This window comes from Ralstonia sp. OTU4908, from assembly GCF_038440115.1.
GTDB classification, from domain to species: domain Bacteria; phylum Pseudomonadota; class Gammaproteobacteria; order Burkholderiales; family Burkholderiaceae; genus Ralstonia; species Ralstonia pickettii.
Window position 1 is genome coordinate 18,955 of record NZ_JASATD010000018.1, and the last position, 26,503, is coordinate 45,457.

24 protein-coding genes are annotated in these 26,503 nt (G+C 64.8%); 14 read left to right on the forward strand and 10 right to left on the reverse strand.

Annotation, left to right across the window (positions count from 1 at the left end; all coding sequences use genetic code 11):
• Positions 1 to 49: 49 nt before the first annotated feature.
• A complete protein-coding gene (gene tcuC, locus AAHM38_RS16090; protein WP_116576800.1) occupies positions 50 to 1,345 on the reverse strand; it encodes an MFS transporter in 1,296 nt (431 codons plus the stop codon).
• A gap of 269 nt (positions 1,346 to 1,614) precedes the next feature.
• Positions 1,615 to 3,201: an isocitrate lyase gene (locus AAHM38_RS16095; RefSeq protein WP_009238985.1), complete on the reverse strand. Its 1,587-nt coding sequence runs from the start codon at positions 3,199 to 3,201 to the stop codon at positions 1,615 to 1,617.
• 441 nt (positions 3,202 to 3,642) lie between these two features.
• Here AAHM38_RS16095 and AAHM38_RS16100 point away from each other — a divergent pair, with 441 nt between their 5' ends.
• Positions 3,643 to 4,887: a saccharopine dehydrogenase family protein gene (locus AAHM38_RS16100; RefSeq protein WP_116576799.1), complete on the forward strand. Its 1,245-nt coding sequence runs from the start codon at positions 3,643 to 3,645 to the stop codon at positions 4,885 to 4,887.
• Positions 4,888 to 4,927: 40 nt separating this feature from the next.
• Here AAHM38_RS16100 and AAHM38_RS16105 read toward each other — a convergent pair whose 3' ends face one another.
• The gene (locus AAHM38_RS16105) at positions 4,928 to 5,977 is read right to left on the reverse strand and encodes an AI-2E family transporter (protein ID WP_116576798.1); all 1,050 of its coding nucleotides are present in this window, start codon (positions 5,975 to 5,977) and stop codon (positions 4,928 to 4,930) included.
• Between the two features lie 253 nt (positions 5,978 to 6,230).
• On the opposite strand from AAHM38_RS16105, the gene AAHM38_RS16110 reads away from it, so the two are divergent.
• The 3 genes from AAHM38_RS16110 (at position 6,231) to AAHM38_RS16120 (ending at position 9,532) form a co-directional block, all read left to right on the forward strand.
• Positions 6,231 to 6,512 (forward strand): antibiotic biosynthesis monooxygenase family protein, encoded by a 282-nt coding sequence (locus AAHM38_RS16110; RefSeq protein WP_004629803.1) that lies wholly within the window; start codon positions 6,231 to 6,233, stop codon positions 6,510 to 6,512.
• A 340-nt stretch (positions 6,513 to 6,852) separates the two neighbouring features.
• Positions 6,853 to 8,610, forward strand: coding sequence for a GGDEF domain-containing protein (locus tag AAHM38_RS16115; protein WP_116576797.1), 1,758 nt, complete (start codon positions 6,853 to 6,855; stop codon positions 8,608 to 8,610).
• Between the two features lie 253 nt (positions 8,611 to 8,863).
• The gene (locus AAHM38_RS16120; RefSeq protein ID WP_009238990.1) at positions 8,864 to 9,532 is read left to right on the forward strand and encodes a glutathione S-transferase family protein; all 669 of its coding nucleotides are present in this window, start codon (positions 8,864 to 8,866) and stop codon (positions 9,530 to 9,532) included.
• Positions 9,533 to 9,559: 27 nt separating this feature from the next.
• Here AAHM38_RS16120 and AAHM38_RS16125 read toward each other — a convergent pair whose 3' ends face one another.
• The gene (locus AAHM38_RS16125; RefSeq protein ID WP_116576796.1) at positions 9,560 to 11,362 is read right to left on the reverse strand and encodes a methyl-accepting chemotaxis protein; all 1,803 of its coding nucleotides are present in this window, start codon (positions 11,360 to 11,362) and stop codon (positions 9,560 to 9,562) included.
• Positions 11,363 to 11,593: 231 nt separating this feature from the next.
• Here AAHM38_RS16125 and AAHM38_RS16130 point away from each other — a divergent pair, with 231 nt between their 5' ends.
• Together AAHM38_RS16130 and fghA are read left to right on the forward strand one after the other, a co-directional pair.
• The gene (locus tag AAHM38_RS16130; protein ID WP_009238992.1) at positions 11,594 to 12,700 is read left to right on the forward strand and encodes an S-(hydroxymethyl)glutathione dehydrogenase/class III alcohol dehydrogenase; all 1,107 of its coding nucleotides are present in this window, start codon (positions 11,594 to 11,596) and stop codon (positions 12,698 to 12,700) included.
• A 22-nt stretch (positions 12,701 to 12,722) separates the two neighbouring features.
• Positions 12,723 to 13,586 (forward strand): S-formylglutathione hydrolase, encoded by an 864-nt coding sequence (gene fghA / locus AAHM38_RS16135; RefSeq protein ID WP_116576795.1) that lies wholly within the window; start codon positions 12,723 to 12,725, stop codon positions 13,584 to 13,586.
• Between the two features lie 18 nt (positions 13,587 to 13,604).
• On the opposite strand, the gene AAHM38_RS16140 is transcribed toward fghA, so the two are convergent.
• Positions 13,605 to 14,114: a hypothetical protein gene (locus tag AAHM38_RS16140; protein WP_116576816.1), complete on the reverse strand. Its 510-nt coding sequence runs from the start codon at positions 14,112 to 14,114 to the stop codon at positions 13,605 to 13,607.
• Between the two features lie 236 nt (positions 14,115 to 14,350).
• Here AAHM38_RS16140 and AAHM38_RS16145 point away from each other — a divergent pair, with 236 nt between their 5' ends.
• Genes AAHM38_RS16145 through AAHM38_RS16160 form a run of 4 tightly spaced genes read left to right on the forward strand, consistent with a single transcriptional unit; the run spans position 14,351 to position 18,169 of the window.
• Entirely contained in the window at positions 14,351 to 15,130 is a 780-nt protein-coding gene (locus AAHM38_RS16145) for a paraquat-inducible protein A (protein WP_116576794.1), read from the forward strand.
• Positions 15,127 to 15,864, forward strand: coding sequence for a paraquat-inducible protein A (locus tag AAHM38_RS16150; protein ID WP_116576793.1), 738 nt, complete (start codon positions 15,127 to 15,129; stop codon positions 15,862 to 15,864). Before AAHM38_RS16145 ends, AAHM38_RS16150 begins: the two co-directional genes overlap by 4 nt.
• A complete protein-coding gene (locus AAHM38_RS16155) occupies positions 15,861 to 17,504 on the forward strand; it encodes a PqiB family protein (protein ID WP_012761291.1) in 1,644 nt (547 codons plus the stop codon). The genes AAHM38_RS16150 and AAHM38_RS16155 overlap by 4 nt, the downstream gene beginning before the upstream one ends.
• A complete protein-coding gene (locus AAHM38_RS16160; protein ID WP_012761290.1) occupies positions 17,501 to 18,169 on the forward strand; it encodes a PqiC family protein in 669 nt (222 codons plus the stop codon). The genes AAHM38_RS16155 and AAHM38_RS16160 overlap by 4 nt, the downstream gene beginning before the upstream one ends.
• Before the next feature lie 9 nt (positions 18,170 to 18,178).
• Here the strand turns inward: AAHM38_RS16160 and AAHM38_RS16165 are convergent, their stop codons facing one another.
• Positions 18,179 to 19,642 carry an aminotransferase-like domain-containing protein gene (locus AAHM38_RS16165; protein WP_116576792.1) on the reverse strand — a complete coding sequence of 488 codons (1,464 nt, stop codon included), beginning with the start codon at positions 19,640 to 19,642 and terminating at the stop codon, positions 18,179 to 18,181.
• Between the two features lie 204 nt (positions 19,643 to 19,846).
• On the opposite strand from AAHM38_RS16165, the gene AAHM38_RS16170 reads away from it, so the two are divergent.
• Entirely contained in the window at positions 19,847 to 20,188 is a 342-nt protein-coding gene (locus AAHM38_RS16170; protein ID WP_009239000.1) for a hypothetical protein, read from the forward strand.
• 218 nt (positions 20,189 to 20,406) lie between these two features.
• Here the strand turns inward: AAHM38_RS16170 and AAHM38_RS16175 are convergent, their stop codons facing one another.
• Positions 20,407 to 20,712, reverse strand: coding sequence for a hypothetical protein (locus tag AAHM38_RS16175; RefSeq protein ID WP_009239002.1), 306 nt, complete (start codon positions 20,710 to 20,712; stop codon positions 20,407 to 20,409).
• Between the two features lie 172 nt (positions 20,713 to 20,884).
• Here AAHM38_RS16175 and AAHM38_RS16180 point away from each other — a divergent pair, with 172 nt between their 5' ends.
• Both AAHM38_RS16180 and AAHM38_RS16185 read left to right on the forward strand, forming a co-directional pair.
• Positions 20,885 to 21,472: a hypothetical protein gene (locus tag AAHM38_RS16180; protein ID WP_116576791.1), complete on the forward strand. Its 588-nt coding sequence runs from the start codon at positions 20,885 to 20,887 to the stop codon at positions 21,470 to 21,472.
• 137 nt (positions 21,473 to 21,609) lie between these two features.
• The gene (locus AAHM38_RS16185) at positions 21,610 to 22,245 is read left to right on the forward strand and encodes a hypothetical protein (RefSeq protein WP_116576790.1); all 636 of its coding nucleotides are present in this window, start codon (positions 21,610 to 21,612) and stop codon (positions 22,243 to 22,245) included.
• 54 nt (positions 22,246 to 22,299) lie between these two features.
• Here the strand turns inward: AAHM38_RS16185 and AAHM38_RS16190 are convergent, their stop codons facing one another.
• From AAHM38_RS16190 to AAHM38_RS16200, 3 genes are all read right to left on the reverse strand, one after another.
• Positions 22,300 to 24,483 (reverse strand): TonB-dependent receptor, encoded by a 2,184-nt coding sequence (locus tag AAHM38_RS16190; RefSeq protein ID WP_116576815.1) that lies wholly within the window; start codon positions 24,481 to 24,483, stop codon positions 22,300 to 22,302.
• A gap of 87 nt (positions 24,484 to 24,570) precedes the next feature.
• Positions 24,571 to 24,948 carry a hypothetical protein gene (locus AAHM38_RS16195; RefSeq protein ID WP_049779081.1) on the reverse strand — a complete coding sequence of 126 codons (378 nt, stop codon included), beginning with the start codon at positions 24,946 to 24,948 and terminating at the stop codon, positions 24,571 to 24,573.
• Positions 24,949 to 25,090: 142 nt separating this feature from the next.
• A complete protein-coding gene (locus tag AAHM38_RS16200) occupies positions 25,091 to 26,077 on the reverse strand; it encodes a DUF6685 family protein (RefSeq protein WP_116576789.1) in 987 nt (328 codons plus the stop codon).
• Between the two features lie 232 nt (positions 26,078 to 26,309).
• On the opposite strand from AAHM38_RS16200, the gene AAHM38_RS16205 reads away from it, so the two are divergent.
• The gene (locus AAHM38_RS16205) at positions 26,310 to 26,483 is read left to right on the forward strand and encodes a hypothetical protein (RefSeq protein ID WP_012761282.1); all 174 of its coding nucleotides are present in this window, start codon (positions 26,310 to 26,312) and stop codon (positions 26,481 to 26,483) included.
• The last annotated feature ends 20 nt before the right edge of the window (positions 26,484 to 26,503 follow it).

Here is a 26,503-nt window from a genome sequence, read left to right on the forward strand (position 1 = left end):
CAGGTCGTACATTGTTTGTGAAGATGCGGGGCGGGGGATGCACCCCGCGTCAGTGCGCCGGCGCCAGCGTCACTGCACGGCGGCGATAGAGCGTCAACGTCGCCATCAGTGCGCACGCGGCGGCAAAACTCATCCAGTAGCCAGGGGCAGCCTTGTCGCCGGTCATGTGAATGACCGCTGTCGAGATGGCCGGTGTAAAGCCGCCAAACACTGCCGTCGCGAGGCTATAGGCAAGCGAGAATCCGGCAACGCGCACCTGCACGGGCATCACTTCGGTGAGCGCGACAACCATCGCGCCGTTGTAGATGCCGTACATGAACGACAGCCACAGCAGCACGAGCAGCATGTTCATGAAGCTCGGCGTGTGTGCGAGGAATGACAGCGCCGGATATGCCGTTGCAATCGTGAGCACCGTCATGCCGATGAGCAGCGGCCGCCGACCGATCCTGTCGGAAAGCGCACCGCCAATCGGCAGCCACACGAAGTTCGACACCCCCACACACAGCGTAACGAGCAGGCTGTCGGCCGTGCTCAGATGCAAGACGGTTTTACCGAACGTCGGCGCATAGACGGTGATGAGGTAGAAGCTCGTCGTGGTCATCGCCACGAGCATCATGCCGGCAACGACGACACCCCAGTTTTGCAGCAGCGTGCCGAACACCTCCCTCATGCTCGGACGGTGCCTGCGGACCTTGAATTCCTGCGTTTCTTCAAGATTGCGGCGCAGCACGAAGATGAACGGCACGATCATGCAGCCGACAAAGAACGGCACACGCCATCCCCATGCGGCGATGGCCGGCGCACTCAGCCATTGGTTGAGCGCGAACCCAAGGCCCGCCGCCACGACGATGGCGACCTGCTGGCTGGCGGACTGCCAGCTCGTGAAGAAGCCCTTGCGCCCCGGCGTGGCCATCTCGGCCAGATAGACCGATACGCCACCCAGTTCCGCACCGGCCGAGAAGCCCTGGAGGAGACGCCCCAGCAACACGAGCGCCGGTGCCAGCAGGCCGATCGTGGCGTAGCCGGGAACGAACGCGATCAGCACCGTCCCGCTTGCCATGATGGACAGCGTGACGATCAGGCCCTTGCGGCGACCGACATCGTCAATGTAGGCGCCGAGCACGACTGCGCCGAGCGGCCGCATCAGAAAACCGGCGCCAAAAACAGCGAACGTCATCATCAGCGAGGCGAACTCGCTTTCGGTCGGAAAGAAGACGTTGGCGATCTGCGTGGCATAGAAGCCGAACAGAAAGAAGTCGAACTGCTCCAGGAAATTCCCGGCGGTGACGCGGAAGACCGCAGCGGCTTTGGATTGCCCGGTCGACAGGCTGGACGGGGGGTGCATCGGGGTGTCTCCTGGAAGCCAAAAAAAGAATACGCCGTTGAACGGCGTTTGTCGTTTTGGCAATGTTCGCTGGGAGACTGACAAACGAGAAGTGCAATTTTCGGAAGGATTGATGTGCTTTGATTATCAATCCCTTGTGCGCGCAACGTCCTGTGGGTGGACGCCAAACGGCAGGTTCAAGCAAGGCATTGCGTCGGAATTGCCCCCAAAAAAAACGCCAACCCGCAATGGGTTGGCGTTCTGCTCAGGGTGAGACCCCCAACCGCGAATCAGTGGAACTGGTTCATGGTGTTGTCTTTACCTGCAGCCTTCAGCGCCGCTTCGCCGCTGAAGTATTCCTTGTGGTCGTCGCCGATGTCCGAGCCCGACATGTTCTGGTGCTTGACGCAGGCGATGCCCTGACGGATTTCCTTGCGCTGCACGCCAGCCACGTAGCCGAGCATGCCCTGGTCGCCGAAGTATTCCTTAGCCAGGTTGTCGGTCGACAGCGCGGCGGTGTGGTACGTCGGCAGCGTGATCAGGTGATGGAAGATGCCGGCTTCGCGCGACGCATCGGCCTGGAAGGTGCGGATCTTCTCGTCGGCGAGCTTCGCCAGTTCGCTGTCGTCGTACTCGGCGCTCATCAGCTGGCCGCGCTCGTAGGCCGACACGTCCTTGCCGGCTTCCTTCATCGCGTCATACACCTGCTGACGGAAGTTCAGCGTCCAGTTGAACGACGGGCTGTTGTTGTACACCAGCTTGGCGTTCGGGATGACCTTGCGGATTTCCTTGACCATGCCGCCGATCTGGCCGATGTGCGGTTTTTCGGTTTCGATCCACAGCAGGTCTGCGCCGTTTTGCAGCGAGGTGATGCAGTCGAGCACGCAACGCGCTTCGCCCGTGCCGGCGCGGAACTGGAACAGGTTGCTCGGCAGGCGCTTCGGACGCAGCAGCTTGCCGTCACGCTTGATCACGACGTCACCGTTGCCCAGTTGGTCAGCCGACAGTTCTTCGCAATCGAGGAACGAGTTGTATTGGTCGCCCAGGTCGCCCGGCGTGTTCGTCACGGCGATCTGCTTGGTCAGGCCGGCGCCCAGCGAATCGGTACGGGCGACGATGATGCCGTCGTCCACGCCCAGCTCCAGGAACGCGTAACGGATCGCGCGGATCTTGGCCAGGAAGTCCTCGTGCGGCACGGTGACCTTGCCGTCCTGGTGGCCGCACTGCTTCTCGTCCGACACCTGGTTTTCGATCTGGATGCAGCAGGCGCCCGCTTCAATGAACTGCTTGGCCAGCAGGTAGGTCGCTTCCGCATTGCCGAAACCGGCGTCGATGTCGGCAATGATGGGCACGACGTGGGTGACGTGGTTGTCGATCTTTTCCTGGATGGCGGCCTTGGCGGCGGGGTCCTTGGCAGCGTCCAGTTCGCGGAACAGGCCACCCAGCTCGCGGGCGTCCGCTTGACGCAGGAAGGTGTACAGCTCGCGGATCAGCGCGCTGACCGAAGTCTTCTCGTGCATCGACTGGTCCGGCAGCGGGCCGAACTCGGAGCGCAGCGCAGCGACCATCCAGCCCGACAGGTACAGGTAGCGGCGTTCGGTGCTCTTGAAGTGCTTCTTGATGGAAATCATCTTCTGCTGGCCGATGAAGCCGTGCCAGCAACCCAGCGACTGCGTGTACTTGGACGGATCGGCGTCGTAGGCAGCCATGTCCGCACGCATGATCTTGGCGGTGTACTTGGCGATGTCCAGACCCGTCTTGAACTTGTTCTGGGCACGCATTCGGGCAGCGTACTCGGGGTTGATCGCGTTCCATGCGTTGCCGTAGGTCTCTTTCAAACCGGCAACTGCCTTGATGTCGTCTTGATACTGGGCCATGTCAATTTCCTGGAAATAAAGCGCGTTTGAGAAGAATCGGTTGCGTGTGCAGCTACGGAATTCGAAGCGAGCAGCATGGATTTATTGTAGGCCGGCTTTGACGCGTCGCAGCAAGGTCTTATATAAGACATAAGAGTTAGTTTTTCTTTATTTTTCAATGAGATAGACAACTTATTTTGCAATGCGGAATGGTTTTTCAGCAAACGGGAAGGCCACGCAAGAGAAATTCCTAGCGGATTCCATAATGTGAAACAACCTTTCAAGTGCCGGAGGCTGGCGAACGCCTGGACTGACGCCGGGCGGATGCGTATCTGCCCAGGTCGAGCGATGCCGGCGCTGTGAGTTGCTCGACGAGTCCGGCGCCTTCACTATTGCTTGCCGCTGAACGATGGAAGGCAGCCGTACCGACCCCTTCACCCGCCCATCAAAAAGGAAGACCCCATGCCCGCTCCTGACTATGACGTTGTCGTGTTTGGCGCCACGAGCATTGTCGGCCAGATCCTGACCCGCTACCTGGCAGAGCACTTTTCGGGGGATGCGGAAACGCTGCGCTGGGCCATCGCCGGACGATCCGAAGCGAAGCTCCTGGAGGTCAAACGTTCGCTGGGTGCGGCAGGCGAGTCCGTTCCGATCATCGTGGCGGACGCTGCCAGCGAAGCGCAATTGCAGGCCCTGTGCGCACAGACGCGGGTGGTGGTGTCTACGGTCGGCCCCTATGCCCTATATGGCGAGCCGTTGATCAAGGTCTGCGCCGAAAGCGGCACAGACTACTGCGACCTCACCGGAGAGACGCAGTGGATCAAGCGCATGATCGACAAATATGAAGCAACGGCGCAGCGGTCTGGGGCTCGCATCGTGCATTGCTGCGGCTTCGACTCGGTGCCATCGGACATGGGGGTCTACTTCCTGCAGCAACAAGCCATGCGGCAATGGGGCACGCCCGTCACGCAGGTGAAGTTGCGGGTCAAGACACTGAAAGGCGGCGCCTCCGGCGGCACCGTGGCCAGCCTCGTCAACGTCGTGCAGGAAGCCGCTGCCGACCCTGCCTTGCGCAGGGAGCTGGCCGACCCTTACGCGCTGTGCCCGAGGGGCCACGGCTTCACGGCACGCCAGCGCTCTGTCAGAGGCGCGGCATTCGATGCCGATTTCGGTGTGTGGATTGCACCGTTTGTCATGGCCGCCATCAACGAGCGCGTGGTGCATCGCTCCAACGCCTTGTCCGGCAACGCCTATGGCAATCCATTCCTCTATGACGAAGCGGTGATCACCGGAGCAGGCCTGAGCGGTCGTATGAGAGCGATGACTATGGTGGCCGGCCTGGCCGCATTCATGCTGGGCATTGTCATCAAGCCCGCCCGCATCGTAATGCAGCGCTTTCTGTTGCCCAAACCCGGCGAAGGCCCCACGCCTGCGGCGCAACTGGCTGGCCGCTATGACCTGCGGCTCTTTGGCCGCACCGATCAAGGAAACACCTTGCGGGTGAAGGTGACCGGGGATCGCGACCCCGGCTATGGCTCGACCAGCAAGATGCTCGGCCAGGCCGCCATCAGTCTTGCGCTCGACCACACGAAAGACGGCCTCAAGACCGGGCGCCCAGGCGGCTTCTGGACGCCCGCCACCATGTTCGATGACCGATTCATCGAGCGCCTGACCCGCCACGCAGGTCTGCGTTTTGAGCGGATATGAGCGGATATGAGCGCGATGAAGCGTCCGCTCGGCAGCGGCATCACTCGCTCTGTTCACGCGCAAAGATGTCCCAGCTGGCCATGAACAGCGCGGCGACCAACGGCCCGATCACGAAGCCGGTGATGCCGAACAGCTCCATACCGCCCAGGGTGGAGATCAGCACGACCCAGTCGGGCATCTTGGTGTCCTTGCCGACCAGCAGCGGGCGCAGCAGGTTGTCGACCAAGCCGATGACGCCACCGCAGAAGGCCACCAGGATCACGCACTTCCAGATCGCGCCCACCATCAGGAAATAAAGCGCGACCGGAATCCAGGCGAGGCTCGCGCCAATCGCGGGCAGCAGCGACAGGAACGCCATCAGCGCGCCCCACAGCACCACGCCGTCAATGCCGAGGAACCAGAAGATGAGCCCGCCGAGCACGCCCTGCACCAGCGCCACGGCAATGTTGCCTTTGACGGTGGCGCGCACGACGGTCGTGAATTTGTTCAGCAGCAGGCGCTTGTGCTCTTCGTCCATCGGCAGCGCGCGGCGCACGCGGCGGCCAATGTCGGTGCCGTCGCGCAGCAGGAAGAACACCATGTAGAGCATCACGCCAAAACCCACCACGAACTGGAATGTGTTCTGCCCGATGCTCAGGGCCTTCGTGGCGGCAAACTGGCTGATCTGCGCAGCGCCATCGGCGAGCTTCTTCTGGATGCCGGCAATGTTCGTCAGGCCGGCTTTGGCAAGCAGTTGCTGCACCCACGTCGGCAGCGCCTGCACCGCCTCGGAGAGGTATCTGGAGTAATTCGGCTGCGCGCCCTGGATCTGCTGATAGGCGACGCCGATTTCCTGCACGATGGTCGCCGTCACAAAGATCACGGGCAGGATCACGATGAGAATGATCAGCGTGAGCGTGGCGAGCGCCGCCAGGTTGGGCCGCTTGCCCATCCGGGCGACCAGCGCGCGCTGCACGGGCTGAAACAGAATCGCCAGGATGACGCCCCAGAACACCGCGCCAAAGAACGGCGAGAGGATCCAGCAGAGCCCGAGGGTGACGACAAACAGCAGGAGGAAGAAGAATTTCTGGTGGCCGTTTCCGCTATCCATGGGTTGTTTTTGCTTGAAGGTGACGCCTGAAAGGCCTGAGCAGGATTCGGGCCAAGGCAATGAAGTCCGAGTATGCCCGCGCGGTTGCCGTTGTCATAGGGGCCGCATCCGGGCAGACAGACGTTTGGAAGCCAACCCGACATTGACGCCCGCGCGCCGAACAGTCTCATGCACGCCAGGCGATGGCGAAACCGATTGCCGGCTATAGTCTGCTCACCCATCCAACCAAACGGAGCACAACGTGGTATTCGAAATGGCCCACATCGAAATTCTCGCCGGCAAGCAACGCGAGTTTGAAGCCGCCGTCCAGCAAGCCTTGCCGCTGTTTGCGCGCGCCAAGGGGTGCCACGGCGCCGAGCTGCATCACATCGTCGAGCGCGACACCAGCTACGTGCTGCTGGTGCGCTGGAACACCGTGGAAGACCATATGGTCGATTTTCGCGAGTCCGACGATTTCCAGGAATGGCGCAAGCTGGTCGGCCCGTTCTTTGCCAAGGCGCCGGAAGTGGTGCACTCCGAGGTGGCGGTCAAGTAGTCGACCCGCCCCGAATCGTTCGATGCTCATCCAGGCACGGGATGCGCGTGGCGCCATCTCGTGCCATGCCGCGGCAACAACCCGGCCGCCCGGCCCTTTTTTCAGGGCTCCGGCCTGAATATTCCGTAAAAAATCCTTTTGCATTTGTTTGCAGTCCGCGCTCGCGGCGCGGGTCCAATGGCACGGTAAAGAAGCGTCCAATGCTGCCGTTAGCCAGAAACGTGTACTGCACGCGGCAACGCGCGTCGGCACCTGTGCAACCCGTTCGCAACCACCTTCCGGCCCGTCCAACCGCCCGCCAAGACGCTCCACCACTCCGTTCATGTCTTCTGAAACGTCGATGGACAGGCGCTTTGGCGCCAGCGTCGCCATCGTCCTCGTTCCGGTGTTGTCGTTATCGTGCTGGCTGCTGGGCTATGCATGGTTGGCCTACGGCCGTGCCGACGATTCCGCCCGCAGCGTCCGGGCGCTGCGCATGACGTTGCTGGCCATGGAGAAGGTTTCAGCCGAACGCGGCCCGACCAACGGCGTTCTCGGCGAAGACTTGCCGGTGCCGGCCGAGCGCAGCGCGGCCCTGCAACGCATGCGCGCCACCAGCGACGAGCACGTCGCCCAATTGCTCGACGCGCTGGGCCCTGAACATTGCCCAGGCTGCGAGGCCGACATCAAGGCCGCGCGCCGCGCCCAGACGCATCTGGCCGCCGCGCGCGCCAACATCGACCGGCTGACCGCCCTGCCCCTGCGCTCACGCAGCAGCGACGACCTGGCCGATGGCGTGAACCGCATGATCGCGGTCATCCCCGAATTCCTGCCCATCGTCAACGCGCGCACGGCCAACATCACGCGCGGCGATCCCGACGTGCTCAATTGCCTGACGCTGGCGCGGCTGTCGGCCGATCTGCGTGAATACGCGGGCCAGCTCGGTTCGCGCTTTACCGGTGCGCTGGCCATGCACCGCATGCTCACGTTTGACGAGCAGCTTGCCATCGAACGCACGCAAGGCCGCATCGACCAACTGCGCAGCATGATCGAGACCCGCGTGGGCGGGCGGGCGCCATTGAACCAGCACGCCCTGGCCACGCTTGGCGCCCAGTACTTCGGGGACGGGTTGCGCTACGTGGCGGCCGTGCGCGCGAAGGCCAGCCAGCTTGGCGGCGTCGATATCACCCCAGCCGCATTCGCCGAGCGATACGTGCCTACCATGCGCGCCATCACGGATTTCCGCGATATCGTGCTGCGCCTGGCGGATGACGACATCCGCGAACATCGGCGGGCGATGCTGCTGGTGCTGATGGGCTCGGCAGGCGCCGTGGTGTCGGTGCTGGGCGCGCTGGCGTGGATGACGATTTCGTTCCGCCGCAACGTGGTGGGGCCGTTTGTCAACGCCACGCGGCTGATCGACGGGATTGCGCGAGGCAACTTGAGTGTGCACATCCCGACCGACTTTGCGCGGCGCGAGATCCGAGCGATGTTCGACGCGATCCGCGTGCTGCGCATCAATAGCATCGAGCGCCGCCGGCTGGAGGTGGAACGCGCGCACCTGATGCAGGAACTCTCGCGCATGGCCGAGACCGACCCGCTCACCCAGTTGCTCAACCGTCGCGCCTTTGAGGACCGCGCCGGCGCGATGTGCAAATCGCCGCAGCCGAAGGCGCGGCTCATTGCACTGATCATGTTCGACATCGACCACTTCAAGCGCATCAACGATACGTACGGCCACGCCGTGGGCGATGAAGCGCTGCGCACCGTTGCAAGACTGTGCCGCGCTGAAGGCCCGTCGGCCGACATGGTGGCGCGCATCGGCGGCGAGGAATTCGCGGTGATGGTGTGGGCAGACAGCCTCGCGCAGGCCCGCGCGGTGGCCGATCATCTGCGCCATCGCATTGCCGAGGTGACGGTGCCCACCGGTACCGATCTGCCCTGCCGCATGACGGCCAGCTTTGGCGTGGCGGCAGCGCCCGCGGCGGATGGCCCCCAACTGGAGCCGCTGCTGCGGCGGGCAGACCATCTGCTCTATGCCGCCAAGCTGGCGGGGCGCAACTGCGTGATGGCGGACCGCCCGCCTGCGTCGCCCGACGTGGCGCTCGCGGCGGATTGATGCGCGGAGAGCGCTAAGGCTGATTGGCGCGCCAATACGCAATACACGGCAGGTGCCTTTCCCGCAAGGCGGCGGAAGTTGCGTGTGTTTGGTTTGTCGACAACCTCACGCAGATCGCTCTTGGAAGCGGCAGCAGCAGAAACAATGCCGCGATGATGCACCGCCGCAGCGCATTTTTCCAAGACGGAGCCGGATCGACCGCCTACAGTGGCAAGCTGTCATCCACCCATTGCACCGCACATCGGAGCCGACGATGCCGCAAGACCGCCGCCTGATTCTGTACCACTCGCCACGCAGCCGCTCGCGGGGCGCGCGCATGCTGCTCGAAGAACTCGGCGCCGACTACGAACTGCATGCCTTCGACCTGACGACCGGCCAGCACAAGACACCGGAGTTTCTTGCCATCAATCCGCTGGGCAAGGTGCCGACACTGCGTCACGGCGATGCGGTCATCACCGAGCAGGTAGCGGTGTATCTGTATGCGGCGGAGCTGTATCCGGAGGCCGGGCTATCGCCGGCGGTGGGTGATCCGCTGCGCGGTGCGTACCTGCGCTGGATGGCGTTCTACGGCGCGTGCTTCGAGCCGGCCATCGTCGACCGCTCGATGAAACGCGAACCGGCAGCGTATTCGATGTCACCGTATGGCAACTTCGACACCATGCTTGGCACGCTGACAGCCCAGCTGGAGAAAGGTCCTTACCTGCTGGGTGAACGCTTTATCGCGGCGGATGTGCTGTGGGGTGCGGCGCTGGGCTGGACGACGATGTTCAAGCTCATCCCGGAAACACCGCTGGTGCGCGGTTACATTGACCGCGTCATGGCGCGGCCAGCCATGCAGCGCGCGCAAGCTGCCGACGTGGCGCTGGCCGAAGCGCAGGACAAGGCAAAGGCCGAGGCAACAAACGCCGCCCCGGCCCCATAACGCTGCAACCGCGTAGGTCTAGCGGACTCAGTGCGACAGGCGGAACTGCCCCACTGCCTCGTTAAGGTTGTGGGCCTGTTCCTCCAGCGATTCCGCAGCGGCAGCCGCCTGCTCGACCAGCGCAGCGTTTTGCTGCGTCACCTGGTCCATCTGGTTGACGGCCTGGTTGACCTGCTCGATGCCGCTGCTCTGCTCTTCCGACGCTGACGAAATCTCGCCCATGATGTCGGTCACACGCTTCACCGCATCGACGATCTCGGCCATGGTCACGCCGGCCTGATCCACCAGCGCCGTGCCGTTGCTCACACGATCCACCGAGTCGCTGATCAGCGCCTTGATTTCCTTGGCCGCACCGGCCGAACGCTGCGCCAGGCTGCGCACTTCGCTGGCCACCACGGCAAAGCCGCGGCCCTGCTCGCCGGCACGCGCGGCTTCCACCGCCGCGTTCAGCGCCAGGATGTTGGTCTGGAAGGCGATGCTTTCGATCACGCCGATGATGTCGGCAATCTTCTTGCTGCTCTCGTTGATGCCGCCCATGGTCTGCACAACCTGGCCGACCACGTTGCCGCCGCGCGTGGCCACGTCCGACGCCGTGACGGCAAGCTGGCTGGCCTGACGCGCGTTGTCGGCGTTCTGCTTCACGATGCTCGTCAGTTCTTCCATGCTCGACGCGGTTTCTTCCAGCGAGCTGGCCTGCTCTTCCGTGCGCTGCGACAGGTCTGCGTTGCCGGCGGCAATCTCCTGCGCGGCCGAGCGCACCGAATCGCTGCCCAGGCGGATCTGCTGCATCACCGCCGTGAGCTTGTCGGCAAACGCATTGAACGAACGGGCGATCTGCGCGACTTCGTCTTCGCCGTCCGACGGCAGACGCTTGGTGAGGTCGCCGCTGCCCGAGCCGATGTCGTCCATTGCATCGCGGATCATCGACAGGCGGCGGAACGCGCGTGCCGTCATTGCACCGACGATGAGTGCTGCAACGATGGCCACGCCCACCAGCGCGCCAATCGACGTCATCACCAGCGAGCGCATACCCGCGGTGGCGTCAGACTTGTCCAGCGCCACCACCAAGCCCCAGTCGGTGCCCTTCACGCCCTGGCGGTAGAGCAGCTTGGACGCCCCATCCACCGTCACTTCCACGGGCCTCTCGGCTTGTGCCAGCGATGCCAGTGTGGCTTCGTTCAACCCTGCCGCCAGCTCAGTTGCCGGTTTGAGCGTGAGTTTGTCATTCGGGTGCGCAACGATCTTGCCCGCGGCGTTGACGAGGAAACCGAAGCTCGCCTGCGTCGGATGGATGGCCTTCACGTTGGCGATCACGCTGTCCATTGCCACGTCGCCGCCAATCACGCCCTTGAGCGTGCCGCCTTCCAGAATGGGCACCGCAAAGGTCACCACGAGCTGGCCAGTGCTGGCGCTCACGTACGGCGGCGTCACCACGGGCTTGCCAGCGTCCACCGCCTGCTTGTACCAGGGGCGCGCGGTCGGGTCATACGTCGGCGGAATGCCTTCGGGGTTCGAGAATTTGTACGACTTGTCGGGATAGCCGACATAGACGTTAATGAAGCCGCCAGCCTTGTGCACGGCCTTGAAGACCGGAATCGGATCGGCAGACACCGCCACGTCTTGCAGCGACGCCATCATCTGCGTCTTGGACGCCACCCAGTCGTCGATGCCAGCGATGTGGCCGCGCGCGACGGACTGCAGGTTCTGGCGGATGGACTCGTCGTTGTACGAGCGCGTCACGAGATAGTTGAGACCGCCGGCAAAGGTCAATGCGCCGACCACGATGGCAACGCAGGTCAGCAAAATGCGAGTACGGATGGATGCAAGCACGGTATGGTTTCCTACTACGAGGCCCATGGCAGGGGTTCCACCATGTAAGGCATGCGGCACGCGGCCCTGTCGGCCTGCCGTCGCACAAGAAACGGCCGTTGTAAGAGGATCTGAAGTCTGATTTGTCGAACATGACGTTGTTGTCACGTTGCCGGGGCAGGCAACGTTCTACAATCGCCCTCCCTAGGCTGCCCACGTCGGGCAGGCTCCACTTCAAAAAAAGGAATGCGCATGAAAACCAAAGCCGCCATCGCCTGGAAAGCCGGTGCTCCGCTCACTGTGGAAGAAGTGGACCTGCAAGGCCCGCGTGCCGGCGAGGTGCTCGTCGAGATCAAGGCGACCGGCATCTGCCATACCGACTACTACACGCTCTCGGGCGCAGACCCGGAAGGCATCTTCCCGGCAATCCTCGGGCATGAGGGCGCAGGCGTCGTGCTCGAGGTGGGGGCAGGTGTCACATCGTTGAAAGCCGGCGACCACGTGATCCCGCTTTACACGCCGGAATGCCGCCAGTGCAAGTTTTGCCTGTCGCGCAAGACGAACCTGTGCCAGGCCATTCGTGCCACGCAGGGCAAGGGCCTGATGCCGGACGGCACGTCGCGCTTCTCGCTCGATGGCAAGCCGCTGTTTCACTACATGGGCACGTCCACGTTTGCCAATCACATCGTGGTGCCGGAGATTGCGCTGGCAAAGATCCGCCCCGACGCGCCGTTCGACAAGGTCTGCTACATCGGCTGTGGCGTCACCACGGGCGTGGGGGCGGTGGTCTACACGGCCAAGGTGGAACCGGGCGCAAACGTGGTTGTGTTCGGTCTGGGCGGCATCGGCTTGAACGTGATCCAGGGCGCGAAGATGGTGGGCGCCGACAAGATCATCGGCGTGGACCTGAACCCCGCACGCGAGGCGATGGCACGCAAGTTCGGCATGACGCATTTCATCAACCCGAGCGATGTGGAGAACGTGGTCGATCACATCATCCAGCTCACCGATGGCGGCGCGGATTACTCGTTCGAATGCATCGGCAACACGAAGGTCATGCGCCAGGCGCTGGAGTGCTGCCACAAGGGCTGGGGCCAATCGATCATCATCGGCGTGGCCGAAGCCGGCGCGGAGATCAGCACGCGCCCGTTCCAGCTCGTGACCGGCCGTGAGTGGAAGGGCTCCGCATTCGGCGGCGCCCGCGGCCGCACCGACGTGCCCAAGATCGTCGACTGGTACATGGAAGGCAAGCTCAACATCGACGACCTCATCACGCACACGCTGCCGCTGGAGCGCATCAACGAAGGCTTCGAGCTGATGAAGCGCGGTGAGTCGATCCGTTCGGTCGTGTTGTATTGATCCTTGGGGATGGAGCCACGCGATGACGATCCCGGTACCGGCACTTGAACTGCTTTCCGAACACGCCTGCTTTGGTGGCGTGCAGCGCTTCTATCGGCATGCCTCGACGGCGATCGGGCTGCCGATGCGCTTCTCGGTCTACCTGCCGCCCCAGGCGCTGGCAGGCACGAGCTGCCCCGCGCTGTTCTATCTGGCGGGCCTGACGTGCACGGAAGAGACGTTCGCCATCAAGGCCGGTGCGCAGCGCGTGGCAGCACGCGAGGGGCTCATCCTCATCGCGCCCGACACCAGCCCGCGCGACGCGAACGCCCCCGGCGAAACCGACAGCTGGGATTTCGGCATTGCCGCCGGCTTCTATCTGGACGCCACGCAGGCGCCATGGCGCGAGCACTACCGCATGGAAAGCTATATCGCCGACGAACTGCACCACATCGCGCGCGTGGTCTTTCCGGTGGCGGCCGGGCGCATTGGCATCTTTGGGCACTCGATGGGCGGCCACGGCGCGTTGACGCTGGCGCTACGCCATCGGGAACGCTTTGCTTCGGTGTCTGCGTTTGCGCCCATCGCGCATCCGTCTGTGTGCCCGTGGGGCATCAAGGCATTCACCGGGTATCTCGGGGATGATCGCACCGCCTGGGCAGCGCACGATGCCACGCAGTTGATGCGGCAGGCGTCGTGCCCCTTCCCGCGCGGCATCCTGATCGATCAGGGCGAGGCCGATAAATTCCTCGCAGAACAGTTGTACCCGGATGACTTCGCGGCCGCGTGCGCCGCAGCCGGGCAACCGCTGCAACTGCGCCGCCACCCGGGCTACGACCACGGCTACTACTTTATCCAGACCTTCATCGAAGACCACCTGCTGCACCACGCGGCACAACTGCGTTAGCAGCAGGTGAGCGCGCGGTTAGCGGCCGCTACCACCGCCGCTGCCGCCCGCGGCCCCGCCGGCGCCGCCGCTGCCTGCCCCGCCACCGACACCGCCCGAGCCGGCAGCGCCGCCGGTACCTCCGCCATTACCGCCGCCCGGCGCGCCCATCGAACCGCCCGTGCCAGGAGCGCCTACCCCTACCCCGCCCGAACCGCCGCTGGTCGTGCTGCCGGTCGAATCGTTCGCACCCCCGCCATAGCCGCCGCTGGAACCCGAGCGCGACGATGTGTTGCCGGAGCGTCCTTGCTTGCCGGTGGCATTGCGATTGCGGGTGGCGTCCCGCCCGCTGCCCGTCGAACCACCGTCGACGGCGGTGCCCCCCCTGCCCATGGTGGTCGCGTCGGTGCTGGTAGCGCCGGCGGGGGACATGCTGCTGCCGCCCGCCGTGCTATTGGATCGGGCCGCCCCCGTCTGGGCATAAGCCGCCGCGGTACCGCCTGCCAGCGCCAGCGCGACAACAAGAGAAGATGCACGGAGATACGTCATGAATGGCTCCTTGAGGTTGAGGATGTGCCCCTCCAATTCAGCAAGGCCCGTTCCGCCATCACCCGGCGCCATCGTCGAACGCACTGATTGGCTGGATATTTGCTTGAGACCGTGCGTCAAAATGCGGAGGTCCGCACTCAGCTATACATTCAACTGTGTATGTATAATCGCCTGCCCGACTATCGGTGCGCCGTCGCGTGCGTGTCCAACGCTGCCACCGCGCCTTCAGCCCGACGATGGAGCTGCTCACCGTGAAACTCCCCATCCCGCTGCCCCAGTCATGGCGCCCAGCGGGCGACACCACCAACGCCAAGGCCGCCCCGGTCGCCCTGCCGCTGCCGGGCGATCCCGATGCCTGGATCGCCTGCGAGCATTGCGACACCCTGCATCGCCACGAAGTCATTGCGCTGGATGAAGAGGCGCATTGCACACGCTGCGGCATCAAGCTGTATCGCAATCAAAGCGAGCGGCTGTCGGTGCTGCTGCCTCTGGTGGTGACGGGCCTCATCGTCTACATCGTCGCCAACATCTTTCCGATTGCCGAGATGAACGGCGGCGGCAACCGGCACGCCACCACGCTGTGGGGCGCCATCGTGGCCCTGTATGACTACGACATGCTCTTCGCTGCCGTGCTGGTGGCGCTCACCACGGTGTTCTTCCCGCTGATGTACATGTCGGTGCTGGCGCCGCTGCTTATCGCGAGATGGCGCGGGCGGCAGCATCCGGCGGCCGCGCTCGTGCTGCGCGCGGCTGCGTTGATTCGCCCCTGGGCGATGGTCGAGATCTTCATGCTGGGCGTGGTGGTGGCGCTCATCAAAGTGGCGCGCATGGTGTCGCTCGAGGCCGATGCGGGCTTGTGGGCGTTTGCCGCGCTCACTGTGTTCCTGACGGTGGCGTTGTCGATCGACCTGCGGCCGTTCTGGCGCGAGATCGGCCTGACGCTGCCGCCTGGCTCGCAAGTCGACGCGCCGACCGGCATGGACGCCGCGGCCCGCCCCGGCGAGGATCGTCCATGAACAGCGCCACCACGCCTGCCTCTGCACAGCCGGCGCAACAAGGCCGCCCGCTGCGCGCCGCCGCGCATGGCCTGGTGACATGCGAGCGCTGCGGCCTGCTGGCGCGCATGCCCGAATCAGAGGCCGCCACGCGAGCGGTGCTGACCCACGCAGACGCGCCCGACGAAACCGCCCCAGCGCCAGTTTGCCCGCGCTGCATGTCGCCCCTGCACGTGCGCAAGCCCGACAGCCTGGCGCGCTGCTGGGCGCTGCTGATTGCGGCAGCCGCCATGTACCTGCCCGCCAACCTGCTGCCCGTGATGATTACCGACACCCTGCTCGGCTCGCAGCAGGACACCATCATGAGCGGGATCGTCTACCTTTGGACGTCGGGCTCGTGGCACCTGGCCATCATCGTGTTCATTGCCAGCTTTCTGGTGCCGCTGGCCAAGCTCGGCATCCTGGCGGTGCTGTGCCTTTCGGTGCAGCAACGCTGGCATTGGAACCCGCGCCTGCGCACGCGCCTGTACGCGCTGGTCGAGATCATCGGCCGGTGGTCGATGCTCGATGTGTTTGTGGTGACGCTGCTGGCAGGGCTTGTGCACCTGTCGACGCTGGCCATCATCAAGCCCGGCCCTGGTGTCGGCCCGTTTGCTGCCGTGGTGGTGCTGACCATGTTCGCCGCCCGCTGTTTTGATCCCCGCCTGATCTGGGACGTCATCGACGAGCCCGATCCTGAAGAGACCGATGTATGACCGACCCCGTCGATAACGAAAACATTCCCGCGCCGCGCCGCATGAAGCGCAAGCGTTGGCTGCCCTCTCTGATCTGGCTGGTGCCGATCGTGGCGCTTACGGTGGGCGCCACGCTCATGGCGCGCGTGATCCTCGCGCGCGGCGCGCAAGTGACTGTCACGTTCAGCTCGGCCGAGGGCATTGAGGCAGGCAAGACGCGCGTGAAATACAAGAGCGTCGATATCGGCGTGGTCAAGGCTGTGGGGCTCACCGACGACCGGTCCGGCGCCGTGGTGCTGATCGAACTCACGCATGACGGCAAGGCGTTTGCCGCGTCCGACACTCGGTTCTGGGTGGTGCGCCCGCGCGTGGCGGCCGGCAGCATCTCGGGGCTCGGCACGCTGCTCTCCGGGGCCTACATCGGCGTGGACGGCGGCCGCTCGCAAGAGAAGAAATCCGTCTTCAAGGGCCTCGACACACCGCCAGCCATCTCCGCGGATGCCCCGGGCAAACAGTTCACGCTGCATGCGCCCGACCTGGGCTCGCTCGATATCGGCGCCCCGGTGTATTTCCGCCGCGTGCGCGTGGGGCAAGTCACTGCCTACGACATCGACGCCGACGGCAAGGGTGTGACCTTGCACATCTTCGTCAACGCGCCGTTCGACAAGTTTGTGGCACGCGGCACGCGGTTCTGGAACGCCAGCGGCATCGACCTCAAGCTCGACGCCAACGGGCTGAAGGTCGATACGCAATCGCTGCTGACCGTGGCGCTCGGCGGCATCGCGTTCCAGACACCCGAAGAAGCCGATCACGAGCCGGCTGCCTCCGACGCGCAGTTCCAGCTCGTGCGCAACGAAACCGCGGCGCTGAAGGACCCTGAACACCTGTCGCAGACCGTGGTGATGTACTTCCACCGCTCGCTGCGCGGGCTCAACGTGGGCGCACCGGTGGAGTTCAAGGGCATCAACGTGGGCGAGATCAAGTCGATCGGCATCCACTACAGCAAGAAGCGCCACGAGTTCGTGCTGCCCGTGACGGCCACGCTGTACCCCACGCGCTTCGGCATGGACATCCGCGACGACAACCCGCAGCACGCCGCCGAAGACGTCCGCACACAGTTCGACGTGCTGGTGAAGAACGGCATGCGCGCGCAGCTCAAGAGCGCGAGCCTGCTGACGGGACAGCAGTTCGTGAACCTCGACTTCATCGACACGGCCGAGCGCGAGAAGACCCCGCCGCGCTTCGGCATGCGCGATCGCGACGGCGCGTATGTGTTCCCCACGGCCGACAACCCCACGGACGATATCGAAGCGCAGATTGCCGGCATCGCCAAGAAGCTCAACAAGGTGCCGTTCGAGCAGATCGGACAGGATGTTCACCGCACGCTGACGACGCTCGACGCTACGCTCAAGCAGACCGAGCAACTGGCCAAGACCGTCAACAGCGATCTCGCCCCGCAGATGAAGGAAACGCTGGCCGAGGCGCGCCGCACGCTCGACTCTGCGCGGCAGGTCTTCTCCGACGATGCCCCGCTGCAACGCAATGCGCGCGACACGCTGGAACAGGTGGCCAAGGCCGCCGCGTCCGTGCGCGTGCTGACCGACTATCTGGACCGCCACCCGGAAGCGCTGATCCGCGGCAAGGCAAAGGACGCGCAATGATGCCGATGCAAACGACGATGCTGTCTTTTTCTCTTCGCGTGGCCGGCGGCGCTGCCGTGGCCTTGCTGGTTGGCGCGTGCGCCTCGCCCGAGCCGACCTTGCATACGCTGTCGGCGCGCCCTGAAGCAACCGACACCAGCCGCTTTCAGCGTGCATTCCGCCTCTCGGGCGTGCGGGTGCCCGATCGCCTGGACAAGCCGCAGATCGTGCTGCGTACGTCCGACAGCGAAGTGGTGGCGCTTGAGGAGCAACGTTGGGCCGCGCCGTTCGGTTCGGAACTGCGCGATGCGCTGTCTGCGAACCTGGCGACGACGCTGTCTGCCGTGGACGTGGGAAGTGCCGCAGCGCCCGCGGGTGTGCCGCTCTACCGCATCGGTGCCGAGATGCGCAGCTATGACGCGCGGCCCGGCCAGGGCGTGACGGCGCTGGTGACGTGGCGCGTATCGCGCGATGTGGCCGCCCAAGGCGCGAGCACCGCCGCGCTCACCTGCCAGACGACGCTTGCGCTACCTGTGTCTGGGCCCTCCGCAGCCGCGGATTCAGCGGCTGGCGTCAACGCGGTGGTGTCATCCACGCAACGCCTCGTCCAGCAATGGTCGCAACAGATTGCGCAGAGCGTGCAGGGTCTGGAAGCGCCTTCCGCTGTGCCGGCGTGGTGCCGGTAGGTCGATCGGTCAGCGCTCGGCCAGTTGCTGCGTGAGCTGGCCGAGCGTGGCAAGCGCAGCTTCCAGGTTGGCCGAAGGTTCCAGCCCGAAGCAGATGCGGAAGAAATGATCGAAGCGGTTCAGGTTCGAGAACATCGTGCCCGGCGCAATCCGGATGCCCTGAGCCAGCGCCGCATCGAACAGTTCCATCGACGACACGTTGGCTGGCAGCTCGACCCACATCGCCAACCCGCCTGACGGCACCGACAACCGCGTGCCCGCGGGGAAGCATCCCGCAATCGATTCAGCCATGCGCTCGCGCTGTTCGCGCAACGTCTGGCGCAGCGTACGCAGGTGACGGTCGTACGCACCCGACGCGATGAAGCGCCCCGCCAGCACCTGCGACCACGAATCGTTCGGCCGCGATTGCGCAAACTTCAGCATCTGTACGCGCCCCTGCCAGCGGCCGGCCGCCATCCAGCCCAGGCGCAGGCCGGGTGCCAGCACCTTGCTCAACGACGCGCAATAGATGACGTTGCCCGTGCGGTCCCACGCCTTGAGCGCCTTGAGCGGCGTGGGGCTGTCGCCAAGGGCGCTATACGTATCGTCTTCAATCAGGGCGATGCGGTTGGCGTCACAAAAGGCGGCCATCCGGCGCTTGGCGGCGTCAGGCATGATGCTGCCAAGCGGGTTTTGCAGATTGGGCACGACCACCACGGCCCGAATGTTGCCGTAGGCCTGCACCGCCATCTCCAGCGCTTCCAGCGACATGCCGGTGCGCGGGCTGGTCGGAATTTCCACCGCGCGCATGCCCAGGCTTTCCAGCACCTGCAGCAACCCGTAATAAGTCGGCGATTCCACGGCCACGGTATCGCCCGGTTGGGCCACCGCGCGCAATGCGAGGTTCACCGCCTCGATGCAGCCGTGAGTGACGATCACGTCGTCCGGCGCGACCTGCACGCCCATGTCGAGCGCACGGCGCGCCACGGCGGTCTGCAACTCGGGATGGCCGTTCGGGATGACAGCCTGCGTCAACAGGAGCGGATACCGCCGCAGCACCTGCGACGCAATCCGGTTGAGTGCCGCCGCCGGGTACAACGCGGCAGCCCCACTCGCTCCCGACAGGTCGACATGCACCGTGGCATGCTGGCCGCGCGCCACGATGGCGGACACGCGCGCATGCACGCCCACGTAAGCCGCCGGATCGGGCGTCGAAACTTCGGGCTCCTTGACCGGTGCCAGCAAGGCGCGCCGCGGCTGACGCACAAAGTAGCCGGAGCGCTCCCGAGCTTCCAACCAACCTTCCGTCTCCAGGTGACGGCACACCTGCAGCGCCGTCGACAGACTCACGGCGTGCGTGCGCATCAGCATGCGCACCGACGGCATGCGCTCGCCCGGCGCCAGCACCCCGCTGCGGATCGCGCCGAGGTAATGGTCGGCAAGCGTCCGGTACAGCGGCTGCGCGCGCGGGGAGGTCAACTCGGTGACGGACATGGCGGCGAGGGCGACGACAGGCGGCGGGTAGAGTCCAGCACATCATGCCGGTACGACCGCGACCGCAACAGATACAGACAGCGGCAAACTGTACCGTAACAGATGGTCACAACACCTCGGGTGTTGCGGCTCACGTCGCCCCGCTCTGTGTCTATTGGCGGCCCGGCGTGTTCCCTACGCTGCAGCCATGTTCAGGAGATCGACATGACTGCGACGACATCCGCACACGAACCGCAATGGTTGGCGCTTTGCCCCGGACAAGCCGGCCTGCACTGGCTGCCCGTTGGAACTACGCTCGTGACTTTGGAAGGCAGCTTGCGGCTGGAGCCACCATCGCGCTCGGTGGCAGCCGCGCGGTACACCCTCGGCGCTGGCCACGCGCACGTTGTGGAAACGTCCGGGTGGTGGCGTCTGCGTGCCGATGAGCGCTCCGGCGCGCACCTGCGCATCGTCGCCGGTGCTGCCCGCACGCCACGCCCGATGTGGTCAGCGATGGGGCGTTGGCTGGCAAACATCATTCAGCCGCGCCAGACCTCGCGCGGCTGAAATGACGATGCTGAGCGGCTAGCGCCGCCGGTCTGGCTTTGCGGGCGGCGCTGCGGGGCGTTCCCCGTCGCCCGCGCTGATCGAAGCGTTTTCGAAGTCGCCCGGGTCCTCTTCGCCTACGCCGCTCTCGCTTGGGATGGCCGGCGCGACGGGTTTGGCGGTGGCGTCACTCGAAGGCGCTTTGGCTTTGTTGTCATCACGGGGTGTATGGGTACCGCTCATGGCTGTTTCCGGCTGTTCTGGTGCTGCCCCAGCCGCTGCTGGTTTTGCGGCATTTGCCCCTCTTGAGCAGCGGCACGGCCGTCTTCAGCGGGCGCCGGCGTCGGGCGCTTGGCAGACTGGCCGGTGCCGTGCTGCATCGAAGTGCGCTCGGCGCGGTCGGATTCTGTGCTGCCCTTGGCGCGAGCCCCTTCCTTCTGCGCTTGATCGCGGCGTTCGCCCTTCTTACTCTCACTCGTTCGTTCCCCCGCGTTTCCTCCCGCCTGTGCAGCGGGCTTGTGCGGTTGCTGTGCGTGTTGCTTCATCGTCAGCCTCCTGGTTTCAGTTGCGAGCGGCTTGCCCGCGGCAAAGTGGGTCGCAACGAGCGTGCCGCCCAAACAGTGCGCTGGCGGACGCCGCTTGCGCCGCGCGCAGGTATCCGCCTTGCTGCATTCGCAGTGTCGCGCCTTGGCGCACAAGCACGCATGGAGAATCCACATGGCTACCAGCAACCTGTATCGCACCGGCGAGGCACCTGCACAAACCGGCAAGGGTCACGGCACCGACGCCCTCGGCCCCTCCGACAGTTCGGACTCGGGCAGTGACGTGGTCGGCGGCCCGGGTCTGGGCAGCGACGTCGAAGATCGCTTTGAGGACGATCCCGCCGTTCACACGCATGGCAATGCAGCCAACCGCACGGCTGGCGCGGACCTTGGCGACGTCAATCTCGACAGCGACACCGATTCCACCGGCACGGGCGAGCGGCGCGCAGCGGGGCGCGAACCGGTGATACGCGAGGGCGGCGACTTAATGCCCGACACGATACGGGACCTGAATGACCCGGAAGTCGACACCCCAATCGACGACGAGAACTTCGAGCACGCCACAGGCTTGGCCGGAGAAAACGACGATGCAGACGCGCCAGACGCCGTCGAGCTGGACGATGCGCCGATCGACCCGCAACCCGGCAGCCGCGATCTGCCGGTGCAATCGCCCACCGGAGGCGGCACGGATGGGTCCGACAACATGCGCCGCAGCCGCCCGACGTACGAGGGCAAGCGCGTGCCGGGTCCGCATCGCGGTTGAGCCGGGCGGGATGACCGCGGGCCGCCCTGCACGCCAGCGCGGTCCGGTCTAGACTGGCGGCGGACCAGCGCTTCGCGAACGCGCGCGCACGCTGGCCCGCCGCGCCCACGTCTGGGTGAATCTCACGTGCCTGCCCTATGACCCGTCTACGCTTCTTTGCCCGTACTGCTGCCGCTGTCGCCCTTCTGACTGCGGCCCTTCCCCTCCCCGCTTCCGCACAAAGCACCGCCGCCGCGCCCACACGTGTGCGGGCCACCATCAATGCGGTTCACAGCACCGCTGTCGACTTGACCGACACGTCCGGCAACAAGGCCACCGTGACGCTGCCGGTGGACCTCAGCGTCACGCAGGTTGCGCCGATCGAGCCGTCGGCCATTCGGGCCGGCAGCTACATCGGCACGGCTGCGGTCAAGGAGCCGGACGGCACGCTCCGTGCGCTGGAGGTACACGTGTTTCCGGAAGCCATGCGCGGCACCGGAGACGGCCACCGCCCCTACGATCTGGGGCCGAACAGCAGCATGACCAACGGCACGGTCGAGCAGGCAGGCGCCGTCACCGGGGCGCAGGGCCGCACGCTGTCTGTCAAATACAAGGATGGAGAGCAGCGCATCGTGGTGCCGCCACAGGTGCCGATCGTCACCTTCGAGCCGGGCCGGCGCGACGACTTGAAGGCCGGCGCGCATGTCGTGATGTTCGTACGCGCCGATGCGCAGGGCACGCTGGTTGCGCAACGCGTGTTGGTCGGCAAGGACGGGATGGTCCCGCCGATGTGACGACGATGTAATGGATGCAACATCGGGCCAGCCACATGTGCTGGCCCGATTTGCTTAGAACGGCTTGCTGACCGACAACAGAAACGTCCGGCGCGGCGCAAACTGCGGCGCCCCCACGCCGATGCCCGTGCCGTCGCGCAACTGGTAGCTGCGGTCGAAGATGTTCAGCACGGTCAGCCGCGTCTTGAACTTGCCCAGCGTCGGCAGGTTGAAGTCGCGGGCGGCGCCCACGTTCATCTGCCAGTAGGCAGGCAGGTGGTCGGTATTGGCAAAGCCGTTGCGCAGTCCCGTACCGAACAGCACATCACTCGAATAGGTCGTGCCGGAATACCGATACGACACACCCGCCGACGCGGTCAGGCGCTGGTCGTGATCGAGGTTGACCCAATGGTTGTTGATGTAGGCCAGCTCGTCGGCATCGAAGTGGAATTGGCCGGTCTCGATGCCCTTGCCCTGCGCACGCGACACGGCCAGGTTCAGATACGCCCCGAAGTTGCCGTTGCGATAGTTCGCGCTGCCTTCCAGCCCGTAGATCCGGCCACGCTCGTAGTTGAACGCGGAGTACAGCAGCGCATTGCCAAACTGCCCTTCATCCTGCAAATGGCGCACGTCGCGGTAATACGCATCCAGTCCCAGCGTCAGATGCGGCGTGAGCTGGTGGGAAATCCCCAGATCAAAGTAGTTCGAGCGCTCCGACTTGACGGCCGTGTTCGCATCCGAAGGCAGCGCGTTGGTCGTGCCGGCAAAGGCTTGCACCGAGGTGTTGTCGAACTTCTCCGTGGGCGGCGGCGTGAAGTAGCGCGCGTACCCGGCATGCACGCGGGTGCGCGACGTCAGGTCATACGTCAAGCCCAGGCGCGGGCTCAATTGCTGCTCGCTGACGACGGTGTTGACGCGGTCGTAGCGTGCGCCGTAGTTGACGGTGAGCCGGTCGGTGGGCTTCCACTCGTCCTGCAGGTAGACGCCGAAGGTTGTCCCGCTGCCGCTGTGGTTGTCGACAATGGTGAACGGCGTGGTGCTGGTCTGCGCGCCGGAGGCGTCGGCGGCAAATACGCTGGCGGTGTTGTTGGCCACATAGCGCTCGCGCTGCACGAACACGCCGGCACGCAGCGTGTGCTTGTCGGTCAGCTTGTAGCTTGCGTCGCCCTGCACACCGTAGGCCTCATTGCGGCGCATGATGTCGGCCGCCACGCCGTTGTAGACCAGATCCCCGATCGGGTCGGGGATGTAGTCGATGCGGCTGACACGGCGGAACACCGACACCTGGTAGTCCAGCTTGGGCGATACCTTCTGCTGATACGTCAGGATCTGGAAGTCAGTCTTCTCGCGCTGATTGGCGTTGAGCGCTTCCGACGCCGGCGGCACTGCGCCATCAAGCGTGAACTTCGGCGTCAAGCCCGGGCGCGTCGGAATCTGGAAGCGGCCGTTCGACGTGCCGAACATGAAGCTCACGCGGCTATCGCTATCGAGCAGGTACGACAGCATGCCGAACGACTTGTTTTGCGTGGTGTGGTCGTGCGTGGCGTTGCGGTTGCCCGTCGGGTTTTCAATGCCCATGTTGTTTTCGGCAAACACGCCTGACAGGTAATAGCTGAAGCGGTCTTTCGTGCCCTGGATCTGCGCATTGACCTCGTGCGTGGCATTGCTGCCCAGCACCGTGCCGATCTCGCCGCCAAAGGCCTTCGGCTCGCCATCCTCGTCGGTCGATGCGCCTTTGGTGGTGATGTCGACGATGCCGGCGGTGCGGTAGCCGTACTGCGCTGGCAGCGCACCGGTCAGCACGTTGATCTGGTTGGCGAAGCGCGTATCGAGCATCTGCCCGAAACCGCTGATCGGCTCAGGCACGATCACGCCATTGATGCGGTACTGAAGGTTCGAATGGTCTCCGCGCACGTGCAGTTGCCCGTACGAATCCTGCACCACGCCCGGCGCCTGCAGCAGCACCTGGTTGAGCGGCGTGGCATCGCCCAGCGGCAGGCGGTCGATGTCATCGGTGTCGAACTTGTAGACGGAGCTGCCGGTGTCCGGCGACAGCGCATTGCGTGCGGCGTCCAGGCGCTTGGCCGTGACGCGGGTTTCGCTGAGGTCGCGCACGTTGGTGGCGGGTGCCGTCGTGGCGGGCGTGGAAGGCGCGGCGGCCGGCGGTGTGGCCTCCTGAGCCAGGGCGGAAACCGAGGCGACGGACGGCAGGACGGCGGCAAGCGCCATCACCAGCTTGCGGGGCTGGAAGGGAATCATGAAAAAACCTTTGAATCGAGCGGATGCGTTAAACAGCGGCACGCGCATGCGTCACTACAACGCGCGCGCCGACGGGCAAGGCAGGAATCAAAGGCGGATTGGAGGATCGCGCGAACACACGGCGACCGGAAACACCGGCGCGCCCGCATGAAAACCGATGTGCGGAAAGTGCCAGCGGCGCGTATGTGCCAGCCGCAGCGCCACCAGCATCGGCAAGGCAGCCGCCAGAGCGGCATAGGCCGCGCACTGCAGGCACGCGGCGTGTTCCTGCGCGGGCTGACTGCGCTCGGCACTGGCCGGCTTGGCCGTGGCAGCGGCATTGAACGCGACGCCGGTCGCTTCGCTGAATTCACTCCAATGCGAGAGCGCATGCCGCAGTGCGCCCTGCTGACCGAACAGCAGGAACACGGTCAGCAGGCAAGCCAGCCAACGCGGATGGAGGAAGGATGAGCGGAAGGAACGCAAGGTCGGGCGCAGATGCGGGCGCGTAGTGTCACCGACTTGCGCGCCTCAATGCAACTAAGTTGCGAATTCTGACACCAGCCGCCTGATTCAGCAATCCGTCAGGTGGTGGGGCAGAACACCCGCTGAGCTTAGCGCCCCCGTATTACAAGCGCGTGTGCGCAAAGCCCGGCATGAGACCCGTCGGCACGCCCAGGCTCGGCACCGGCACGCGCTTCCAGTTCGGGCGCGTCTTGCGGGCGGCCTCGGCGCGTTGCGCGGGGGCACCCAGCTCCGTGGCATCGTGCAGGCTTGCCAGCCACGCGCCGTAGTCGAACCAGCCGTCGCGCACGAGCTGTTCGCCCACGCAATTGGCAAAGCGATCCGATTTGGGCAGGAAGCACAACTCAAAGCCTTCGGCCTCGCGACGGCCATGCATCCAGCGATGCGGTACCTGGTGGCTGGCCAGCGCTTCCGACAAACGGGTGCCGTAGCGCTGCTGCCCTTGCCGCCGCGCGCCGATCACATGGAAGCTGTCAAGCAGCCGGCGCAGTCCCAGCGCAGAACGCGCATGACGCACCTCGGCATCGACCAGCAGCTCACGGTTCTGCGTGCGAGCCTGCAACGCCAGCGCCGCGAAATGGTGGGCGCCCCACTCGTTCATGTAGAACAGCTCGCCGCCGGCAAAGTCGTAGGCGCGGAACACGTTGGCCTGATCTGCGTAGCGGAAGACGTGGCGCCGGTTGGCGGCAAAATCCGCGTCCGTGCTATGCGGAATGCGGCGGCAATGCTGATGCGCAAACACCAGCATGCTCGGAAACGAATGCACCGAGCACGGCGACTGCGCCAGCCCCGTCACGGCGCGAATGTCGATCTTGCAATGCTCCCGGCGCACGCCCACAAGCTGGCTCAGATGGTGATGCAGCTCGTCCACCCATTCGGCATGCGCCAGATGCTTGGGAAACAGTTGGTGCGCGGGTTCGGCAAGGCCGCCCTCGAACAGGAACGGCACGCTCTTGTGCCAAATATCGAGTTTCCAGTGCGACAGCGCATCGCTGGGCGTGCGATGGTGTGCAACCGATTGCGTGACATTGAAGGCGCGCGACTGGACAACCCAGTTCGACGCCGCATGCAGCAGATTGGAAACGTTCATGTCACCCCCCGGAAGACTGAATCGTTTGTTTGCGGGTTGCCGACATCGCTCTGAATGCGTGGCGAATGTTCAGCAATGTAAAAACCAACGACTCAAACGTACCCCACTTTAGAGGGGTACGCCATGAAGTTTGTTGAAGTCCGTGTTAAGAAAAATACACATAAATCGTAGGGGCTTGCCAGGCGCGCGACATGCTGGAAGAGAGGCATCCGCAGATCAGGAGGAAACCGCAATGTCCGCTCAACCAGGTCATTCCGAAACCGATACGACGCCGCCGCCCGCCGACACGGGACACCCGAACACCACGCCTGCGCCGGACAAGCGCAAGCCCGGCGGCCCACAGGTGCCTCGAGACACGCACCCCGATCCCGCCGAGCAGAACGAGCCCCCCGTGGAAGACTACTGACGCCCTCCAGCCCCGAGAGC

What these genes read in the sequence shown, in the direction of transcription:
- fghA (WP_116576795.1), top strand. Translation starts at nt 12,723, where the DNA reads ATGACGATCCCGGTACCGGCACTTGAACTGCTTTCCGAACACGCCTGC.
- AAHM38_RS16100 (WP_116576799.1), top strand. Translation starts at nt 3,643, where the DNA reads ATGCCCGCTCCTGACTATGACGTTGTCGTGTTTGGCGCCACGAGCATT.
- AAHM38_RS16160 (WP_012761290.1), top strand. Translation starts at nt 17,501, where the DNA reads ATGATGCCGATGCAAACGACGATGCTGTCTTTTTCTCTTCGCGTGGCC.
- AAHM38_RS16115 (WP_116576797.1), top strand. Translation starts at nt 6,853, where the DNA reads ATGGACAGGCGCTTTGGCGCCAGCGTCGCCATCGTCCTCGTTCCGGTG.
- AAHM38_RS16095 (WP_009238985.1), bottom strand. Translation starts at nt 3,201, where the DNA reads ATGGCCCAGTATCAAGACGACATCAAGGCAGTTGCCGGTTTGAAAGAG.
- AAHM38_RS16205 (WP_012761282.1), top strand. Translation starts at nt 26,310, where the DNA reads ATGTCCGCTCAACCAGGTCATTCCGAAACCGATACGACGCCGCCGCCC.
- AAHM38_RS16155 (WP_012761291.1), top strand. Translation starts at nt 15,861, where the DNA reads ATGACCGACCCCGTCGATAACGAAAACATTCCCGCGCCGCGCCGCATG.
- AAHM38_RS16170 (WP_009239000.1), top strand. Translation starts at nt 19,847, where the DNA reads ATGACTGCGACGACATCCGCACACGAACCGCAATGGTTGGCGCTTTGC.
- AAHM38_RS16120 (WP_009238990.1), top strand. Translation starts at nt 8,864, where the DNA reads ATGCCGCAAGACCGCCGCCTGATTCTGTACCACTCGCCACGCAGCCGC.
- AAHM38_RS16190 (WP_116576815.1), bottom strand. Translation starts at nt 24,483, where the DNA reads ATGATTCCCTTCCAGCCCCGCAAGCTGGTGATGGCGCTTGCCGCCGTC.
- AAHM38_RS16145 (WP_116576794.1), top strand. Translation starts at nt 14,351, where the DNA reads ATGGAGCTGCTCACCGTGAAACTCCCCATCCCGCTGCCCCAGTCATGG.
- AAHM38_RS16110 (WP_004629803.1), top strand. Translation starts at nt 6,231, where the DNA reads ATGGCCCACATCGAAATTCTCGCCGGCAAGCAACGCGAGTTTGAAGCC.
- AAHM38_RS16130 (WP_009238992.1), top strand. Translation starts at nt 11,594, where the DNA reads ATGAAAACCAAAGCCGCCATCGCCTGGAAAGCCGGTGCTCCGCTCACT.
- AAHM38_RS16180 (WP_116576791.1), top strand. Translation starts at nt 20,885, where the DNA reads ATGGCTACCAGCAACCTGTATCGCACCGGCGAGGCACCTGCACAAACC.
- AAHM38_RS16200 (WP_116576789.1), bottom strand. Translation starts at nt 26,077, where the DNA reads ATGAACGTTTCCAATCTGCTGCATGCGGCGTCGAACTGGGTTGTCCAG.
- AAHM38_RS16175 (WP_009239002.1), bottom strand. Translation starts at nt 20,712, where the DNA reads ATGAAGCAACACGCACAGCAACCGCACAAGCCCGCTGCACAGGCGGGA.
- AAHM38_RS16150 (WP_116576793.1), top strand. Translation starts at nt 15,127, where the DNA reads ATGAACAGCGCCACCACGCCTGCCTCTGCACAGCCGGCGCAACAAGGC.
- AAHM38_RS16105 (WP_116576798.1), bottom strand. Translation starts at nt 5,977, where the DNA reads ATGGATAGCGGAAACGGCCACCAGAAATTCTTCTTCCTCCTGCTGTTT.
- AAHM38_RS16185 (WP_116576790.1), top strand. Translation starts at nt 21,610, where the DNA reads ATGACCCGTCTACGCTTCTTTGCCCGTACTGCTGCCGCTGTCGCCCTT.
- AAHM38_RS16165 (WP_116576792.1), bottom strand. Translation starts at nt 19,642, where the DNA reads ATGTCCGTCACCGAGTTGACCTCCCCGCGCGCGCAGCCGCTGTACCGG.
- AAHM38_RS16140 (WP_116576816.1), bottom strand. Translation starts at nt 14,114, where the DNA reads ATGACGTATCTCCGTGCATCTTCTCTTGTTGTCGCGCTGGCGCTGGCA.
- tcuC (WP_116576800.1), bottom strand. Translation starts at nt 1,345, where the DNA reads ATGCACCCCCCGTCCAGCCTGTCGACCGGGCAATCCAAAGCCGCTGCG.